Annotated in this window: 11 protein-coding genes; 4 read left to right on the top strand and 7 right to left on the bottom strand. The window is 53.7% G+C overall.

The window, feature by feature from the left end; genetic code table 11:
• Window positions 1-202 precede the first annotated feature (202 nt).
• Window positions 203-2,461, bottom strand: a complete 2,259-nt coding sequence (locus VRZ32_RS06665) for a FepA family TonB-dependent siderophore receptor (RefSeq protein WP_414524887.1) — start codon at window positions 2,459-2,461, stop codon at window positions 203-205.
• Window positions 2,462-3,084: 623 nt separating this feature from the next.
• On the opposite strand from VRZ32_RS06665, the gene gltS reads away from it, so the two are divergent.
• Window positions 3,085-4,281 carry a sodium/glutamate symporter gene (gltS, locus tag VRZ32_RS06660; RefSeq protein WP_414524886.1) on the top strand — a complete coding sequence of 399 codons (1,197 nt, stop codon included), beginning with the start codon at window positions 3,085-3,087 and terminating at the stop codon, window positions 4,279-4,281.
• Window positions 4,282-4,546: 265 nt separating this feature from the next.
• On the opposite strand, the gene VRZ32_RS06655 is transcribed toward gltS, so the two are convergent.
• The 3 genes from VRZ32_RS06655 to VRZ32_RS06645 form a co-directional block, all read right to left on the bottom strand.
• A complete protein-coding gene (locus tag VRZ32_RS06655; protein ID WP_414524885.1) occupies window positions 4,547-5,827 on the bottom strand; it encodes a saccharopine dehydrogenase family protein in 1,281 nt (426 codons plus the stop codon).
• A 76-nt stretch (window positions 5,828-5,903) separates the two neighbouring features.
• Window positions 5,904-7,004, bottom strand: a complete 1,101-nt coding sequence (gene nspC, locus VRZ32_RS06650) for a carboxynorspermidine decarboxylase (protein ID WP_414525068.1) — start codon at window positions 7,002-7,004, stop codon at window positions 5,904-5,906.
• Between the two features lie 233 nt (window positions 7,005-7,237).
• Window positions 7,238-12,064, bottom strand: a complete 4,827-nt coding sequence (locus tag VRZ32_RS06645; protein WP_414524884.1) for an NAD-glutamate dehydrogenase — start codon at window positions 12,062-12,064, stop codon at window positions 7,238-7,240.
• A gap of 766 nt (window positions 12,065-12,830) precedes the next feature.
• Here VRZ32_RS06645 and VRZ32_RS06640 point away from each other — a divergent pair.
• Window positions 12,831-13,175, top strand: a complete 345-nt coding sequence (locus VRZ32_RS06640; protein ID WP_414525067.1) for a DUF2794 domain-containing protein — start codon at window positions 12,831-12,833, stop codon at window positions 13,173-13,175.
• 92 nt (window positions 13,176-13,267) lie between these two features.
• Here the strand turns inward: VRZ32_RS06640 and VRZ32_RS06635 are convergent, their stop codons facing one another.
• The 3 genes from VRZ32_RS06635 to VRZ32_RS06625 form a co-directional block, all read right to left on the bottom strand.
• Complete coding sequence (locus VRZ32_RS06635) at window positions 13,268-14,056, bottom strand: Bax inhibitor-1/YccA family protein (protein ID WP_414524883.1); 789 nt, start codon at window positions 14,054-14,056, stop codon at window positions 13,268-13,270.
• Window positions 14,057-14,193: 137 nt separating this feature from the next.
• On the bottom strand, window positions 14,194-16,740 hold the full coding sequence (locus tag VRZ32_RS06630; protein ID WP_414524882.1) for an ABC transporter permease: 2,547 nt from the start codon (window positions 16,738-16,740) through the stop codon (window positions 14,194-14,196).
• A 3-nt stretch (window positions 16,741-16,743) separates the two neighbouring features.
• Window positions 16,744-17,424 carry an ABC transporter ATP-binding protein gene (locus VRZ32_RS06625; RefSeq protein WP_414525066.1) on the bottom strand — a complete coding sequence of 227 codons (681 nt, stop codon included), beginning with the start codon at window positions 17,422-17,424 and terminating at the stop codon, window positions 16,744-16,746.
• A gap of 208 nt (window positions 17,425-17,632) precedes the next feature.
• Between VRZ32_RS06625 and VRZ32_RS06620 the strand changes: the two genes are divergently transcribed.
• Both VRZ32_RS06620 and VRZ32_RS06615 read left to right on the top strand, forming a co-directional pair.
• Entirely contained in the window at window positions 17,633-18,292 is a 660-nt protein-coding gene (locus tag VRZ32_RS06620) for an arylesterase (RefSeq protein ID WP_414525065.1), read from the top strand.
• A gap of 75 nt (window positions 18,293-18,367) precedes the next feature.
• The gene (locus tag VRZ32_RS06615; RefSeq protein WP_414524881.1) at window positions 18,368-18,745 is read left to right on the top strand and encodes a YkvA family protein; all 378 of its coding nucleotides are present in this window, start codon (window positions 18,368-18,370) and stop codon (window positions 18,743-18,745) included.
• Window positions 18,746-18,756: the final 11 nt, after the last annotated feature.

The following is an 18,756-nucleotide window of genomic DNA, read 5'->3' as shown; positions in this document are numbered from 1 at the left end:
CACACAAAGCCGCACGGCTTTACCCCCAAGCACACATACAACCGTGCAGAAAAAGAACCGCAAAATGTGTTGAGATCCGCATCAGGGTGAGCCGAAATTGTTACCTGTCGAGAACCAGCGCGCAGCGTACATAAGCACGCGAGCACTGGAAGCGCAGAAAAGCAGCAATTGCAGGCCACCATGACGCGAAAATCAATCCATTCTAGAAGGAACCGGTTAGGGAGATGTAATAAGCACGTCCTGGCTCGTTGAACGTGTTTGCACCGGCATTGTTTGCAGCACCTTCACGCTTGATGCTTTTGTTGAAGATATTATTGACGCCAGCTAGCAGGCGCAGATTCTCGTTGAACTCATAGCGCGCACCAAGGTTTACAAGCGTATATGGCGAACGCGACCGGGTATTGGCGGCCGCCCTTTGCGTTGCGTAATTCAACTGGGGCGCCTCGATCTTGCCGTAGTGCGTCACACCAAGATTGAGCTGCAGCTCCTTGGTGGCCTGCCATTCAAGGTTGGAGTTGATGGTATATTCAGGCACCAGAGACAACGGCTCATTCGTGGTCTTGTCTTTGGATTCGATCATGTAAGTCGCATTGGTATTCCATGTCACCTTTTCATGCAGTGGAACACGCAGGTTGCCTTCGAGGCCCGAAATCACTGCCTTTGGCACGTTCTCCCATTGATAAACGAAGGTCGTACCATTCCGGCCAATCGGCGTAGTGCCTGCAGTGATACGGTCCTTATAGTCGTTATGGAAATACGTAATGCCTGCGTTCCAACCGGCATCATTGGTATAATTGATGCCGATTTCCTTATTGATGCTGGTTTCTGCCTCCAGATTGGCATTGCCAATCACATAGCATGACCCGCCATATGTATAGGGACAACCGTTACCACGTGAGTTATAGAGGTAATTCGGGTTCATCTGGAAAAGGTTAGGCGCCTTAAATGCCCTCGCAACACCTGCCTTTAACGTCACTTCATCAGTCAAGGCATAGGAGGCATTGAGGCTGGGGCTCCAGTTATTGCCCGATTGCGAGTGATGATCGAAACGCAGCCCTGGCGTCAGAATAAACTTGTCCGTAACCAGAATATTGTCTTCAACATAAAGGCCAAGCAGCATTGATTGGCTTAGAGGATTGCGGTTTGCTGCGCTCGCAACCCCAAATCTTCCTGCATTATCAAAGGCATTGCCATCCTGAATGGTTTCATCGTCCATCCATTCACCGCGGAATTCTGCCCCCAAAGTCAGCGTCTGGGGCACAATCACTGTCAACGGGAAGTTCCATTCGCTCTTGGCTGCGAGATTGTCGAGTGTAATGGTTTTACGGTCCTTGGCATAACGACTGTTGATCATGCCCTCGCCAGCACCGGCATTGCCTTCGCCAAGCCTTTTGTTCTGTGTGTTCTCCCACTGAATATAGCTATTAGAGGTGCCAAAATCCCACTTACCACGATGGGTTGCGGAAAGCGTGGAGCGGGTTACACGGTTGGTTTCATTGCCGCCCTCAGCGAGCTCCTGATTAAGGGCGTTAGCAAAAACGCTCTGGAACAAGGCATCGCCTGCATAGATATTCCGCTGCTGGCTCCAGGCCGCCTCAAAGTCAAGAACATGCGCCTCGTCAAGCTTCCATGACAGCAAGCCTCGCAGATCGGTATTGACGACACCTTCGTTGCCAGCAGCCACATTCTGGCGCGTCCCGTCAGGATTTAGCGGCGTCGCGGCCTCATTGATATCAACAGCATCAGCGCCAGTATGATTGTAATTACCCGACAAGCGATACGAAAACCGCTCATCAATCGGCCCGCCCATCAGCACTGTAGAGCGGAAAGTGCGTCCTTCCTTGTCGCTCTCAGGCACATTGGCGAAGCTCGTGGCACTCAGCGCAAATTTTTCCGGCCGCTTGGTAATGATGTTGACCACACCACCCGCAGAACCAGAGCCATACCGAGCAGCAGCGGGGCCGCGCAATACCTCGATCCGGTCTACAAGTTCTGCTGGCACCCAGTTCGAATCCCCACGCGTATCGCGCTCACCACCACGGCGCATACGCACGGAATTTCTTGAGAACACAGGCTTTCCGTCAATAAGAATAAGGGTGTTCTCAGGCCCCATACCGCGAATATCGATCTGTCGATTGTTGCCACGCTGCCCATTGGGCGTGTTGCCAGTGAGGTTGACACCCGGCTGGCGACGGATTGCATCAGAGAGATCATTGACAGCCGGATGACGTTGGAGATCCTCTTGCGTCACAATTGACACACCCGGCGCCTGATTAAGCTGCTCACGCGCAGACATAACCACGACTTCATCCAACAGCAGTTCATCCCCTGTCAGGGGTAGATCCGCGTTCACCGTCTCATTTTGCACAGGGCGATTTTGCGCGTAAGCAGCGCTTGCGGTTACCGAAAACAAGAGCACCAGGGCTGTCGCCGCCCCATCTCTCAAGCTTATTGGTGCCATTTCTGATTTCCTTCCAACACCGTCCGATACCGTGATGCCGAAAGCCGTCTCGCCTCCATGTCAGATGACGTGGCTACGTTGACGTGCATGTCGTTTGCATCGCTTCGTTATCGGCCACCGTCGTCGCCCACCCCGTAGACATCGGTAACCATGAAATCTTCCACCACTCCTGATTGACCAGAGAAGACTGGAGCAAATACAAAGAATAGGCAGATCAAAAAGAAATATAAGTCATATCATGCAGCCATATATACGCATTGTATGACACACAAGCACAGTTAAAAATCATTCCAGGATAGCTTATAAGTAGCAAGCAATCCGCTGAATTGATTTGATATGCATTTATCCCCATACGTAACAACTTGAAAGAGGGAAACAGCAAGGAGTATCAACATTTTTGACTGTGTTGCTTGCAATCATCATTTTGGAATTATTATTCTTTTACATAATAAAGCTTAAAAATACGTCACATAATCAAAATTCTAGTTGTTTTAGAACCCTCTAATGCCATGCTGATCCAGGCTAAAAAGAATCATTGTTATCTCATTAACAACGGTGTAGCTTTCGCCTCCATAAAGCCAAAATGCCAACAAAATCAGAAAAACATAAGTAAAAATAAATAAATGACATCAGTGAACGATTTTGTTTCCTTCACATTAGCAATCTTATTGCTAATGATGGGGAAAATCATAACAATGAACTCATACACGCTGCGCAAATACAGCATACCCGAGCCAGTTATTGGCGGGTTCCTGTGCGCGGGAGTCGTTTCACTGGTTTATTTCTTATTTGACCACCTTATCTCTTTTGACCTGGATGTTCGTAACTTTTTGTTACTTCTGTTTTTTGCAGGTATTGGCCTAAAATCAGATGTGCGAACGCTTCTTCGCGGGGGTAAACCTCTTATTATTTTACTGATTTTAGCCACAACGTTTATGGTAGGTCAGAATTTCGCAGGGATAGGTCTTGCTTCAGCATTTGGGCTGGATCCCAAAGCGGGCCTGATGGTTGGTTCGATTTCGCTTACAGGTGGTCTTGGTACAACATTGGCATGGGCGCCCATTTTTGTTGACATGGGCATTTCGAATGCAGCTGAACTTGGCATCGCCAGCAATACAGTGGGCCTGATTGCGGCCTGCGTCATTGGCGGGCCGATCTCTGCTTATCTGATGCGCCGTCACTCGATAACGCCATCTGGCATCACAGAGCTGGACATTGGCGCCACCCATGAAGGGCAGACCACCGGCCTCAATTACTTTTGCGTATTATGGGCGATTTTTATCCTGAATGTTACAGTGCTGCTAGGCACTGGCCTTGATGCACTGATTGATGAAACAGGCATTATGCTGCCGACATTCGTTGCGTGTCTCGTTGCAGGCATCGCAGTACGTAATCTGACACCGCTTGCTGGCGGCAAAACGGTGATGCGGTACTGGCCAGGAACCCGGCAGGGTTTGTCGTTAATCTCCGACATTTCACTTGGGCTTTTTCTGACCATGGCACTCATGGGCCTGCAATTATGGGAATTATCAGGCATTTTCAGCTTTATCATCACGACGCTTGTTATTCAGGTTATCCTGAGCATCGTTTTCATCGTCTACATTGTGTTCCCGATCATGGGACGTGATTATGAAGCGAGTGTGATTTCAGCGGGTTTTGGCGGCATCACCCTGGGCTCTACTGCAACCGCAATTGCTAATATGACCGCAGTAACCCAGCAACACGGCGCAGCTCACCGTGCCTTCATCGTAGTGCCTCTTGTCTGTGGCTTTTTCATTGACCTTGTTAATGCACTCGTGATTGCAGCATTCGTTGGTTAAATAAACCAACAAGCACGCATCATTCTGCCGCTTCGGTGTTGGCAAGATTGTTGTTGCGATAAGCAGCATCATGCGCGCTTTCCACTGCGCGCATGTTATGTTTAGACAGCGAGTGAATAGAAACCGTAACAATCCTCAAATAGAATTAGATTGCCATACAGTTTCTATTCTGAAATTTCTACCGCGCCAAACCGAGATAAAATTACCGCACTAGGCGTAAATTTATCCCGCAACCTGTTGCTTCAAAAATGCGCTAATGCGTCTTTCAATTCTTATCCTGCGTTCGCCAATGCCCATCTTCAGTCACTGCAAAAGCAAGTGGCCTATCGCCTTTTTCATCGCGAATGCGAGATGGTAAGCCAATGCGGTTGAGCAAATCGAGGAAGGGATGCGGCGGCAATTCCTCAACATTCACCTGGCGACGCACATCCCATTCTCCAGAAGCAATAAGCATCGCAGCCGCCACCGCCGGCACACCGGCCGTATATGAAATAGCCTGACTACCAACCTCTTCAAACGCGGCCTTATGATCACTTATCTGGTAGATAAACACCTCACGCGGAACGCCACCCTTGATGCCTTTGATGAGGTTCCCAATGCAGGTTTTACCAGTGTAATCAGGCGCGAGCGAAGCCGGATCCGGCAGCACTGCCTTCACCACCTTTAGCGGCACAACCTCAAATCCTTCCGCTGTCTTCACTGGCTGCTCCGAGAGCAGACCAAGATTTTTCAGGACAGTAAAAACGTTGATGTAATGCTCCCCAAAACCCATCCAGAAACGAATATTCTTTACTGGCAGATTGCGAGATAGCGAATGAAGCTCATCATGCCCAGACAGATAACTTGTCTGTCTACCGACAACCGGCAAATCATCACTGCGACTGACTTCGAACATCTCGTTCGTCTGCCACGCACCGTTCTGCCATGAGTAAACCTGCCCCGTGAATTCGCGGAAATTAATTTCGGGGTCAAAATTGGTCGCGAAATAGCGCCCATGATTACCCTGATTGATATCAATGATATCAATCGAGTCTACGTGATCGAAGTAATCCTGCACCGCAAGCGCGGCATAAGCATTAACAACACCTGGATCAAATCCTGCACCATGAATCGCCGTGATTCCCTTATCGGCGCATTCCTGGCGATGATGCCACTCATAATTGGCATACCAGGGCGGCGTCTCACAAATCTTGGCCGGATCCTCATGGATCGCCGTATCGATATAAGCCACACCGGTATCAATCGCTGCCCGCAATACCGACATGTTGATGAAGGCCGATCCGACATTAATGACAATCTGCGCGCCAGTCTCGCGGATCAGCATCTTTGTCGCCTCAATATCGAATGCATCCAGCTGGTGCGCCTGCAATCTGCCTGGCACTTTCAGGCTGCCTCTTTTCACCACGCTTGCAATAATGCCTTCACATTTATCGATTGTGCGTGAGGCAATATGGAGATCACCAAGAACATCGTTGTGTTGCGCCGCCTTGTGGGCCACGACCTGTGCTACACCGCCAGCACCAATAATGAGGACGTTTTTTTTCATTTCACGCGGGAGGCTCCATGTTTGGGGGAAACAATGAACAACCAGCCTTAAAGCACTCACTCAGTTCAGTGCGCTTTCATGAAAGGCTATTAACGTAATCGTCAAAAGAAAATTCCTTGACCACATCAATATTGCCATCCAACTGGCGAATAGCAATAGATGGCATCTTGACGCCATTAAACCAGTTCTTTTTCACCATCGTATATCCAGCTGCATCCTCGAATGATAGCCGGTCACCAGCCTTGAGTGGCTGATCGAACGTGAACTCACCGAATATATCGCCAGCAAGGCATGATTTGCCACACACCATATAATCGTGCTTACCCGCATTAGGTTTCATTTTGGCATTGAGGCGATAAATCAGCAGATCAAGCATATGCGCTTCTATCGAGCTATCAACAATAGCAAGGTTTTTCCCGTTGAAGAGCGTATCCAGCACACTCACTTCCAGCGTGGTGCTATTGGTGATCGCAGCTTCGCCCGGCTCCAGATAAACTTGCACGCCATGGCGATCCGAGAAGGCCTTTAGGCGATCTGCAAATGCGGCAACAGGATAACCGTCACCCGTAAAGTGAATGCCACCGCCAAGGCTCACCCAATCAAGGCGCTGCAGCTTCGCGCCAAAACGCGCTTCGATCTGCGACAGCAACGCATCGAAAAGGGCAAAATCGCTGTTCTCACAATTGTTATGAAGCATAACGCCAGACACTTGATCGATGACTGCTTCAATTTTCTCATCATCCCATTCACCCAAGCGGCTGAATGGCCTCGCCGGATCAGCCAGCAGAAAATCCGAACTGCTGATACCCGGATTAATCCGCAGCCCCCGCGCCACACCAAGCGCCTTTGCGCGCTCGCCAAAACGGCTTAGCTGCCCAACAGAATTGAAGATGATCTTGTCGGCCTGCGCCAGCACGTCGTCGATTTCATGCTCGGCATATGCCACGCTATAAGCATGGGTTTCACCGCCAAATTTCTGCCGGCCAAGCTTCACCTCATACAACGATGATGAGGTCGTGCCATCCATGTATTGGCTCATCAGATCGAACACAGACCAAGTCGCGAAACATTTCAGAGCCAGCAAAGCTTTTGCTCCGGACTGCTCGCGTATACTGGCTATTACCTCCAGATTACGAAGAAGTTTTTCTTTATCTATAAGGTAATACGGCGTTGCGATATCTGTGTTTTTTTCCAATTCAACGTCCTTGGCGCTACGTTAATCTGCGAAAAACCCATACGTCCTGAAACTATTCTGGATAAAAATCAGAACGCATATCTTCTCTTTTATATTCCAAACGCTTCAAGCTCAAGAAATAATTGGCCCAAACGCCGGACACAAAAAAGCACGCGCCCCCTGAAGGAAGCGCGTGCTCAATTTTATGGGTTCCTGGTCTGAAATTTGACGCGCACTTAGCCGCGCGCCAGATCTCCCACGAGGCTTGCTGCAACGGTAATCTTCGACAGCGTCAAACCAGATGCCCGGATATCGCCCACCGCTTTGCGGATCCGCGCGACATCGTCATCCCGAACGTTTGCCCAGTTGTCCACGGCCTGCTTGCCAAGCCCTTGGCCGGAAGCAATAACCTCCGCCGTAAGCTTGCCATGTGCATCGGCAAGTGCAGTAACAGCACGATCAAGCGCCAACCGATCATAATAATCGGTCAGGTTGATATCGCCACCAGCCTCCACCAGCTCCTTGAACCCAAAGACATCTTCAAGCGCAAAGTGGATTTCCGCCACTTCACCCACAGCGCGCCCTGCCTTAGCAGCAACGCGCACAACATCGGGTGTCTCAACCAATGCGGACAAGCGCACCAGTTGGCTGGCAACGCTATCGGGCACGTTCAACGCACGCAGCTCTTCAATGCGGGCATCGCGCACAGGGTTAGCCACAGCCCGATCAAGAACATCGCCAACTTCCCGCACGCCAGCATGGAAGCGTGAAACAACGGCTTCGATGCTTTCAGAAGCGAAGTCTACGTTGCGGCTGAACCATACGAGACGATCGATCAGAGCATCCTGCACTTCCGCATAAAGCGAAAGCTGCGTTGCGCCGCTCAGCTGCCCAGCCTGGGCGCCAATGCGCATATCCAATGCATCAATTGATGCAACGACATCCGCCAGACCAAACGATGCCCACACCGCGATAAACGCTGCAGCCAAGGTCTGCGCGCTTGCACCCGTCTGGTCAGCGATCTTTGTTACGATCGCAGGGCCTGCCTGATTGATGATCGCATTCGACAGGCGTGTTGCGATGATCTCCCGGCGCAACCGGTGTTGAGCGATGGCATCAGGGAAGCGCTCGCTCAACACTTTCGGGAAATAATGCGATAGCTCACGCGCCACATATGGATCATCCGGCACGGATGATTCCAGAATGGCGTCATACAGCGAGAGCTTGGCATACGCGAGTAGAACCGCAATTTCAGGGCGCGTGAGCCCCTCCCCGCGCTTCTCGCGCGCTGTCAGCTCAGCATCATCGGGCAAGTACTCAATCGCCCGATCAAGCCGACCAGCGGCCTCAAGCACCTGAATAAAGCGCCGCGCATAGCCGATTTCTTCAGCCCCGCGCATTTCAACCAGTGAAATTGCACGCGATTGATCATAGTTGGTGACCAGCACAAGCTTGGCAACTTCCGGCGTCATTGCTGCCAGCAAGGCATTACGATCAGCTTCGGTTAGACGCCCGTCATGCTCTGGAATAGCCAGCGCGATCTTGAGGTTAACCTCCACGTCAGATGTATTCACACCGGCTGAGTTGTCGATAGCATCGGTGTTGAGATGCACGCCCTTACGTGCAGCCTCAATACGGCCCTGCTGCGTCATACCCAGATTAGCGCCCTCTCCGATAACGCGTGCCCGCACCTGATTGCCGGTAATGCGGATGGCATCATTCGCACGATCCCCCACGCGATCATCTGTTTCTGATGCACCACGAATATAGGTGCCGATACCGCCAAACCAAAGCAGATCAACCGGCGCGGTCAAGATCGCCGTCATCAGCTCCTGCGGCGTCATCTCCGTGCGCGTTGTGCCAAGTCGCACGCGCACCTGTTCTGATAGCGGAATGGTCTTCGCTGAACGCGAGAACACACCACCACCTGTGGAGATCAGCGCCTTATCATAATCTTGCCAGCTGGAGCGCGGCAGATCAAACAAACGCTTGCGCTCTGCCCACGCCGTTGCCGGATCTGGATCCGGATCAAGGAAGATGTCGCGGTGATCGAACGCAGCAATAACTTTCAGCGCCTTCGATAGCAGCATGCCGTTACCGAACACGTCGCCCGACATATCGCCCACACCCGCCACCGTTACCGGCGTCATCTGGATATCAATATCGACCTCGCGGAAGTGACGCTTGACTGCTTCCCAAGCGCCCCGGGCGGTGATGCCCATGCCTTTGTGGTCATAACCGTTACCACCGCCGGAAGCGAAAGCGTCGCCAAGCCAGTGGCCGTGCTCAAGCGAAATCTCGTTAGCAAGATCCGAGAACGTCGCAGTTCCCTTATCGGCTGCTACAACCAGATATGGATCATCGCCATCGTGACGCACCGTACGCGCAGGCGGAACGATTTCCGCACCCTTGCGATTATCCGTCAGGTCCAGCAGACTGGAGATGAACACGCGATAAGCGCCGCGCCCTTCTGCCTGCCATGCTGCCCGATCCGATACTGGTGGCAAGCGCTTGGGCACAAAGCCGCCCTTGGCACCAACCGGCACGATCACCGAGTTCTTGACCTGCTGCGCTTTTACAAGACCCAGCACCTCGGTGCGGAAATCCTGCGGACGATCAGACCAACGAAGACCGCCACGCGCCACACGACCAAAGCGTAGATGCACGCCTTCAACCCGTGGTGAATAGACAAAGATTTCGAACAGTGGTGCAGGCTTTGGCAGGCCCTCTACCTTCGCACACTCAAATTTGAACGAAATCGTATCGCGCGCATTTCCTTCAGCATCACGCTGGAAGATGTTCGTGCGCAAAGTCGCCTCAATCAGATTGACGAAGCGGCGCAGAATGCGATCCTCATCAAGGCTGGAAACCGCCTGCAGACGCGCTTCAATATCCTCACGCACCTGGATCTCACGCTCGGCACGATCGCCCGTGAAGTCGGGATCGAAACGCGCCGCGATCAAGGACACAATACGCGTGGTGATCTCAGGATGATGCACCAGCGTTTGCGCCAGATATTCCTGATCATATGGCACGCCAATTTGCTGCAAATAGCGCCCATAAGCACGTAGATTCGCCACATCACGCCAGTTGAGCGAGGCTTCAAGCACAAGGGCGTTGAAACCATCAGATTCAGCTGCACCCTCGAACAATGCAATCAGCGCATCCTCAAGATCAGGCTTGGCGCGATCAATATTGATCACACCACCCGCTGCACGCTCCAGCGACATGTCATGCAACCACACGCGGCCTTCTGGCTCTGCCCCGCGCGGCGTCACGCGATAGGTGCGTTCGTTTACGACCTTAAAGCCAAGCTTTTCAAGCAGCGGTACGCGCTCTGACAAAGGCGTAGGTGCCGAACGCGAAAAGACTTTCAACGCTGCCCGAGATTCAGGATCGCCCTCACGACGGTACAGCTTCACCGCGCGTGGATGATCAGGACCTAGCGCTTCGATAACGCCAATATCTTCAATGACCGCATCACCAGAGAAGGCGTCACGATAAGCGCCACCGAATGCTGCACCATAGGTTGCTGCAAGTTCACGCCCCTTGTCGCCACCAACATGCCGAGCAAATGCCTGGCTTAGTGCATCACTCCAGTTACGAATGAGGCTGCTGATGCCTGTTTCCAGCGTTGAGCGCTCGATAACAGGCGTGGTGCCTTCATCGCGGCCAATAATGTAGTGAAGACGCGCAAGCGGCCCTGACGGATAAGAAGGATATACCGCCGACAGACGACCCTGATAAAGCCGCGCAAGAAACGCACCGATCTCACTCTGAACATCAGTGTCGTAGCGATCCTTTGGCAGATAAACGAGAACGGATACAAACCGGCCAAATTCATCCGCACGCGATAGCACACGCACACGCGGGCGTTCCGTCAACTGCAGAATATCATGTGCGAACTGGTAAAGCGTATCAACATCAATCTGGAACAGCTCATCCCGCGGATAATCTTCCAGAATATGCGTCAGTGCACGGCCTGAATAGCTGGCTGGATCGAACTCAGCCCGACGCACAACCTCTGCCACTTTCTGGCGCAGGTAAGGGATCTCAGCTGTTGATTGCGTATAAACGTTGCTCGTATAAAGACCAGCAATGCGCAGCTCACCGACAACTTCACCCGAATTATCAAATAGCTTGACGCCAACATAATCGAGGTGCGCACGGCGATGCACGCGTGACTTCACATTGGCTTTCGCAGTGATCAGCGCCACTGGCTGCTGCAGGAAGGCGCGGATTTCCGGCGTCATCACCACAAGCTCACTACCACGGCGCAAGATGCGCACAGATGGATCGCTCAAGATGCCCAGGCCAGTGCCTTCAACAGGGTCGGAAGCCGTATCTGCCGTATAGCGATACTCGCGGATACCCAGAATCGTGAAATTATCGTCAGCCAGCCATTGCAGGAATGCAACCGCCTCACTCACCGTCGCTTCCGGCAGTGGTGGCGGGTTTTCGCGCAGGCTCGTCAGCGCTTCGATGACGCGTGCACGCATCACGGGCCAATCGGTCACCGCGCTGGCAACATCGGCGTAAACGCGCGTTAGTTCTTCAACGAGCCGTGCGCGATCGGCGGCATCATCAAGTTGCGGTAAATGCAAGTGGATAAGACTCTCGCGACCAGCTCCGGTCCGCGGTTCATCCGGCCCCGCCTCACCCAAAACAGCCTTGACGTTGTCTGCACCATCGCGCTCTACATCGAGAATGGGATGGGCAACCAGCTGCGTGTCAAAGCCAAGAGCAACAATCGCCGCAAGGGTGGAGTCCACCAGGAAGGGCATATTGTCATTGACGATTTCAACAACCGTGATCTGGCGCGCATCGCTGCCCGTCCCGGTTATGTGATCAGTGAGCTGGATGCTGGGAGAGCCACGCCGACGCGCCTTGTTAAGGTGCGCGTAGGCAGCCTCGACCAGTGTTTCCAGAAACACCTCCGGGTAGACGGTTAGATCCTCCGCCGCTACCTGCCCCAAGAGCGCCTCTACAAACCAGCCTGGCGCCGCAGCACCCCGCTCAGACAACCCGTTCGCGACCCGCGCGATCAAGCCCGCTTCCGTCACAACTTCCTCCCGATACCCCGCCGTCGCTTCTCGACAGCAGACGTTTCCTACACGCTGATGACATTATTGCCATCATTGCGCGGCCGCATTCTGCCACACCCTGCCTAGATTAAAAGCACTCTGCTGCATTTCTTATTGCAGAGCATAAAATCCAAGCATTTTCACCTGTTTTTCGGTGATGAACCCAACCATTGGCAGAGAATCTTTTAAGGATTTCCCAATAGCAGCGCCCATGATGCACGCATGCGCCCGTGCCGCATACAGCACAGGTGAAGAAAGCGCAATGACATGAAATGGGCGGAGAACTATTTAAAAAGAAAATGCATCCAGATGGTCTGAAATTCAGCGATACCGAGGGGGCTGGGGGGCTCTATAAATTCGGTATCATGAACTGACAGGCCATCTGGATGACGTGGGTATGATGTCTAACCAATGGGGCATTATCGCGGCAATCACGCGTTCGCTGCTGGGCGTTATCAGGGCACCTGAGTGCTTGCACGCAAGCATCCGATGCGTTTAGTCAACGCTTTAAGCTTGCATCCAGGCTCCAGGGCGGTCATCATAACCATATTGCGACAGCAACCTGTGACACAGGAGAAGCCGGTTGAGCGAAGCTGGAAGCGAAGATCCAGAGCACAGCGTTCGGGCGCAGTCACGCGAGGATATATCCCCCACGAACTGGAATAATAGGTTGCCGCCTGTCGGCCTGCGCCCATCAAATGATCAGTCTGCAGCCCCTGACAGCGGTCACAAATCGCCCGCTAAAATCATTCCCATTGCTGCAAAAGCACACTTGCCTTCACCTGCGCAGGCAGGGCCTGTCACGTTCAACCAGTCAGAATTACGTGTGATTTTCGGGCTTTATGGCCGCAAGGTGGCCTCGGGTGAATGGCGTGACTATGCACTCGATTTCTTGCGTGATCAGGCTATCTTTTCGGTATTTCGTCGTTCATCCGAAGTGCCCCTCTACCGCATCGAAAAAACCCCGCGCCTTGCGCGCAAACAGGGCGAGTATGCAGCAGTTGCGGCTTCAGGCCTGATTCTCAAGCGCGGCAGCGATCTTGCCCGCGTACTGGCTGTTTTGGATCGACCATTAAAAATCGTGCGATAAAATGCACAACCATCATGAGCTTCAAATGCAACAAGCCCCGATGTTTCCACCGGGGCTTTTTTCATGCATCAGCGAAATTACCGCAAAATGCCTTAGTTGCTGCGCTGCTGGCCAAAGAGTTGCAGCAGGAACATGAACATGTTGATGAAGTTCAGATAAAGGCTGAGCGCGCCCAGCACTGACTTTTTCGCCGCAACTTCACCACCATCGAGCGCGTAGTACATTTCCTTGATGCGCTGCGTATCCCAAGCCGTCAGGCCGGCGAAGATCAGCACGCCAAGCACCGAGATCACGAATTGAAACCCGCTCGATTGCAGGAACAGATTCACCAGCGAAGCGATAATCAGGCCAAAAAGACCCATGATCAGGAATGACCCCATCGCCGACAGGTTACGCTTCGTGGTATAACCATAGAGGCTGAGAGCACCAAAAGCTGCAGCCGTTACGAAAAACACCTGTACGATAGAAGCCTGTGTGTAGATAAGGAAAATCGACGAGATCGATACTCCCATCAACGCCGCATAGGCCAGAAACAGCATGCGCGCTGTGCCTGCCTGCAACTTCTCGATGCGGAAGCTGATGAAGAATACCATCGCGAGCGGGGCAAGAATAACCACCCACTTCAGCGGTGATGCAAACAGTGCATAACCAAACTGGGTCAGGTAGAGACCACCACCGACAGACGCTACAGCCGTTGCTTGATCACTCGTCGTTGCAGCCATGAAAATGCCAAGCGCGGCCAAACCTGTAATAGCAAGGCCCAACACCATGTTGTTGTAAACGCCGAGCATGAAAGCGCGCAAACCCTGATCAAGCTCAGCGCTACCAGCGCGAGTCGCGTCCTGCCCGTAGGCTGGTGCGTTGCGGTTCCAATCCGACATGATACCCTCTCCCGAAATAAAAACTTATCGCCGCATGTACAGGACTCGGAAAAGCCCTTCAGCGAACCTTTCCCGTAATATGGTCTGCATTAGAGAATCATACAAGACATTTGAGATTACAGCATGTTTATGCGCACTCATCTTTCACGCAAATAAGGTGCTGGTTTCTGCGCAAGGATCTGCCACGTGCCCGCCAACGCCAACCCAATGGCGATTATAACCGCAATCACTGCCGATAGCAGCGCTGGACCCGGCACATAGCTTAGCGGCAAGCGCATAACCTGCGTCGTAATAACAACAGCCGCCACGCTACCAGCAATAAAGCCCACAAAGGCAGACGCCAGGGCCAGCAGGCCATACTCAAGCACATAAGCCCGCAACAGGCGCTCACGCGTAGCACCAAGCGTTTTGAGGATCACAGCATCATAAAGACGAGACCTGTGGGATGCCGCAAGCGCACCGCCAAGCACAAGCGCACTCGCCAGCAGCGCCACCGTGCTGGCAGCTACAATAGCCACAGCCAACTGACCCACGATTTCATTGACAGCCGTCAATACATCCCGCACCCGCACGCTGGTTACAGCGGGGAATTTTGCGGCAATGTCGCGCACGAGGCTTAGGTTCTGCTCGGAATCCGCCCCCTCAGGTTCTGTTAACGTAGCCAGCACCGTATAAGGCGCCCCCGCGAATGTATTTGGCGAAAACACCATCACGAAATTGATGCCCAGTGTCCGCCATTCGATTCGCCGCAGATTGGCGATCGTGGCCGGGATTTCACGCCCCAGCACATTAACAACCAAGGCATCGCCCACAGAAAGACCAAGCTTTTCCGCCACCTCAGCATCGAAGGACACCAGAGGCGGCCCCTTATAATCGCGTGGCCACCACTCGCCGGCTGTCAGCTGGCTGCCTTCTGGCGGCGCATCAGCAAAGGTAATGCCGCGATCCCCCTCCAGCACCCATGCGACCTCTTCCGGCGAGGTATAATTCTGCGCAAGCACGCCCTTTAACGATACAATGCGACCGCGCATCATTGGCACACTATCAATTACCGATCCCGGTATGGAATCATTCAGAAAGGCGTTGAAAGCTTGCGCCTCACTCGCTTGTACATCCAGGAAAAAGAAAGCCGGTGCCTTTTCAGGCAAAGAGCGCGTCAGCTCACGTCGCAAGCTGGCATCAACGAGGGCCAGCGTCACAATCAATGTAATGCCAAGCCCCAGTGAGAGCACCAGCGCAGGTGTCAGCGCGCCGGGACGATGCAGATTGGCAAGTGCCAGCCGCCAGATTGGGCTCTCGATATGCGGCAGGGCACGCGCACCCCGCATCAAGCCATAGGCAACCAGCCGCAGCAACAGAAACGCTCCCGCTGCCGCCACCAGAAACACCAATGCCACACGCGGATTATGCGCCAATGCCAGCGCCACCCAAACCAGCGATAGACCAGCGAGCAAGGCCGCAATGCGGTAACGCCGACGTGGCTTTGCCTCCGCTGCATCAATGTGATCACGAAATAGTGCCGCCACCGGCACATCATGCGCGCGGCCAACGGGCAAGATCGAGAATGTCAATGCCGTCAGCGCACCATAAAGCGCAGCCGCCCCGAGTTCGATAGGCGCAAGACGCGGCTCGATGGGAAGCGGCAGCACTCCCTGCCCCGCCCACGCCACCACAAACGGCATAGCCGCACCCAGCGCGAGGCCCACGATGATGCCAAGACCGGCAATCATCATCACTTCGGTCAACGCCACCGCGACAACAGTACCACCTGAAGCACCAACGGCCTTCAGCGTTGCCATGGTTGTGCGCCGACGATCAACGAACCCACGCACGGCATTAGCCACCCCCACACCGCCAACGAGCAGCGCCGTCATGCCGACAAGGGTTAGATACTGCGTGAACTGGTCGATATTGCGCTGAAGTGCAGGCGCAGCGTTGAGACGGTTGCGAATGCGCCAACCATCATCGGGAAAGGCAGCCTTAGCGCGCTCCTCGAAACGCGTCAGTGTCCTTTCATCTGCCTCGCCGCCTGGCAGCAACATGCGATAGGAATGGCGCACAATGCTGCCGGGTTGCAGCAAGCCCGACTGCACCAACGCTTCATGCGAAATCATCAAGCGCGGTCCAAAGCCAATACCTGCTGCAATTTTATCCGGTTCTGAGTCCAGCACTGCACGCACTGTAAGCGTTAATGCCCCAACCCGAACCGTATCACCAACGCCAATACCGAGTTTTGCCAGCAAGGCCGGGTCCGCTACCGCGCCAAAGCGCCCTCCGGAAGGATTCAAAAGCCCCTGACGCGTCAACGCGGGTGAGGTATCGAGCGTACCCAGAAGTGGATAAGCATCATCAACCGATTTCAATTCGACAAGCGACGCCTCACCATCTGCTGCAACAGCCATAGCGCGCAGGTCTGTCACGTGAGAGAGAATTCCCTCCCCCTTCAAAAACACCAATTCCCTCTCATTCGCAGGGCGTTGTGTAAGCGAAATCGAGACGTCCCCCCCAAGGATCATCCGCCCCTCTCGGGCCAGCCCCTCGGATAGGGAACGCGCGACCGAACCAACGCCCGCAACTGCCGCGACACCTAGCGCAATGCATGCCAAAAAGATGCCAAAGCCACGCAACCCACCACGCATATCCCGCAAAGCGAGGCGCAAGACCAATTTGAACGGTCCCAACATGGCTTAGCTCGCCTCATCAAGCGTGGCGGATTCAATCAACCCCGAACGCATGCGTATAGTACGATCACAGCGGGCCGCGAGGGCGGGATCATGCGTAACCAGCACCAATGTCGCCCCCTCATCACGCTTGAGCGCAAACAGAAGATCGACGATATCCTTGCCGGTATCTTCATCCAGATTACCCGTCGGCTCATCAGCCACAATCAGAGGCGGACGCCCCACAACCGCACGCGCAATCGCTACGCGCTGCTGTTCTCCGCCCGATAATTGTGCCGGATAATGGCCAAGCCGCCCACCAAGTCCAACCCGCTCCAGCGCTCTCTTTGCGCGCGAAAATGCATCGGATGCATCTGCCAGCTCAAGCGGCAACGCCACATTCTCAAGCGCTGTCATGGTTGGCACCAGGTGGAACGATTGAAATACGATGCCGATATACCTGCCACGGAACTTCGCCAGCATATCTTCATTCAGATCGGTAATATCGAAGCCGTTGATCAGCACCCTGCCGGAATTCACCTGCTCCAACCCGGCGAGCGTCATCAGCAGGCTGGATTTTCCCGACCCCGAAGGCCCCACAAGACCAACAGCCTCACCACGCGCAACATCAAGTGACACCCCTTTAAGTGCCTCGACTTGCGCCGCACCGCGACCGAGACTCAAGCGAACGGCGCGCAGGCGCACCATATCAACAGGAGCAACCGATGCCTCATTGTCAGGCGAAATAGTTTGCGGGGATGCATTCGTTGTCGAAGCATTCATCATGAGTGGGCTTTACTTTCTTCAACTGATATCAACATGTTGCAGAGGCACAGCATACGCCCCCCGCCCGCTACCGAGAAGGGAGTTTAGCGTGATAAGGCACTTGATACAGAAACATCATCGTGATCAGCCTATGGCGCAAACCTTGCGTCTTGCTTTCGCACTCACTGCGATTGTATGGGCCATCAGCATGATTTTCACAGCATCTTCGCAAGCGGCCACCGATAAACCACTGCGGATTGTAGCATTCGGCGATAGCTTGACTGCGGGCTACAACCTGCCATCTGAGCAAGCATTTCCGGTGGTTCTGGAGGCAGCTCTGCGGAAAAAAGGCCATAACGTATCTGTCACGAACGCAGGCGTTTCCGGCGATACAACAACGGGGGGCCTCGCGCGTCTCGATTGGTCTGTGCCAGATGGCACGGATGCCGTCATTCTGGAACTTGGCGCAAACGATATGCTGCGCGGCGTTGATCCAGCCATTTCAGCAAAAGCGCTCGATACGATGATTGCCCGCCTCAAGGCGCGCAATATACCCGTGTTGCTTGCCGGCATGCGGGCCGCGCCTAATCTGGGGCAGGATTATGCGGAGCGCTTCGAAAAAATTTATACGGACCTAGGCCAGAAGTATGGCCTGATGATTTACCCGTTCTTCATGGAGGGAGTGCTGGGCGATAATGCGCTCATCATGCCTGATGGCCTTCACCCCAATCAGGCAGGTGTGCGCAAGATGGTGGAGCAAATTCTGCCGACAGTCGAGCAGTTTATCGCCACGCTTCCTGCTCCTGGCTGAATATATAGCAAAGCTTCACCTTGCGTGACGCGGTTTGTGATCCCATGTCAAGCCGGCTGATATGGAGGTGGATAGATGGTTGAACCGTTTGCGCGCCCATTAACCCGCGAAGAGATGGACGCCATGCGCCGTGCTGCGCGCGACGAGGAAAGCATCACCGGGTCATTCTGGGGTGCGCTCAAACGCGTGGTGCATAAACTGCCATTTGCAGAGGACCTTGTCGCGGCCTTCCTGTGCGCCAAGGATCCGCAAACTCCTGCGCGCGTGCGCTATCTTCTACTGAGTGCGTTGGGCTATTTCATCCTGCCGATTGATGCCCTGCCGGATATCATGCCACTGCTCGGCTTCTCGGACGATATCGCTATGTTGGCTGCTGCAATCGCAGCAGTTGCGGGATCTATCAAGCCAGAACATCGCTTGCAGGCACGCCAGATACTGGAAAAATTGCGTTGAAGCAGCCGCAA

This window comes from Pseudochelatococcus sp. G4_1912 (assembly GCF_047501465.1).
In the GTDB taxonomy this organism is placed as follows: Bacteria; Pseudomonadota; Alphaproteobacteria; order Rhizobiales; family Beijerinckiaceae; genus Pseudochelatococcus.
The sequence above is the reverse complement of the archived record's forward strand: the minus strand, read 5'-3'. Positions and strand labels throughout refer to the sequence as shown.

Excerpts from the sequence above, each read along its gene's own strand:
- VRZ32_RS06665 (WP_414524887.1), bottom strand. The coding sequence starts at position 2,461 with ATGGCACCAATAAGCTTGAGAGATGGGGCGGCGACAGCCCTGGTGCTC.
- gltS (WP_414524886.1), top strand. The coding sequence starts at position 3,085 with ATGACATCAGTGAACGATTTTGTTTCCTTCACATTAGCAATCTTATTG.
- VRZ32_RS06655 (WP_414524885.1), bottom strand. The coding sequence starts at position 5,827 with ATGAAAAAAAACGTCCTCATTATTGGTGCTGGCGGTGTAGCACAGGTC.
- VRZ32_RS06635 (WP_414524883.1), bottom strand. The coding sequence starts at position 14,056 with ATGTCGGATTGGAACCGCAACGCACCAGCCTACGGGCAGGACGCGACT.
- VRZ32_RS06630 (WP_414524882.1), bottom strand. The coding sequence starts at position 16,740 with ATGTTGGGACCGTTCAAATTGGTCTTGCGCCTCGCTTTGCGGGATATG.
- VRZ32_RS06625 (WP_414525066.1), bottom strand. The coding sequence starts at position 17,424 with ATGGTGCGCCTGCGCGCCGTTCGCTTGAGTCTCGGTCGCGGTGCGGCG.
- VRZ32_RS06620 (WP_414525065.1), top strand. The coding sequence starts at position 17,633 with ATGGCGCAAACCTTGCGTCTTGCTTTCGCACTCACTGCGATTGTATGG.
- VRZ32_RS06615 (WP_414524881.1), top strand. The coding sequence starts at position 18,368 with ATGGTTGAACCGTTTGCGCGCCCATTAACCCGCGAAGAGATGGACGCC.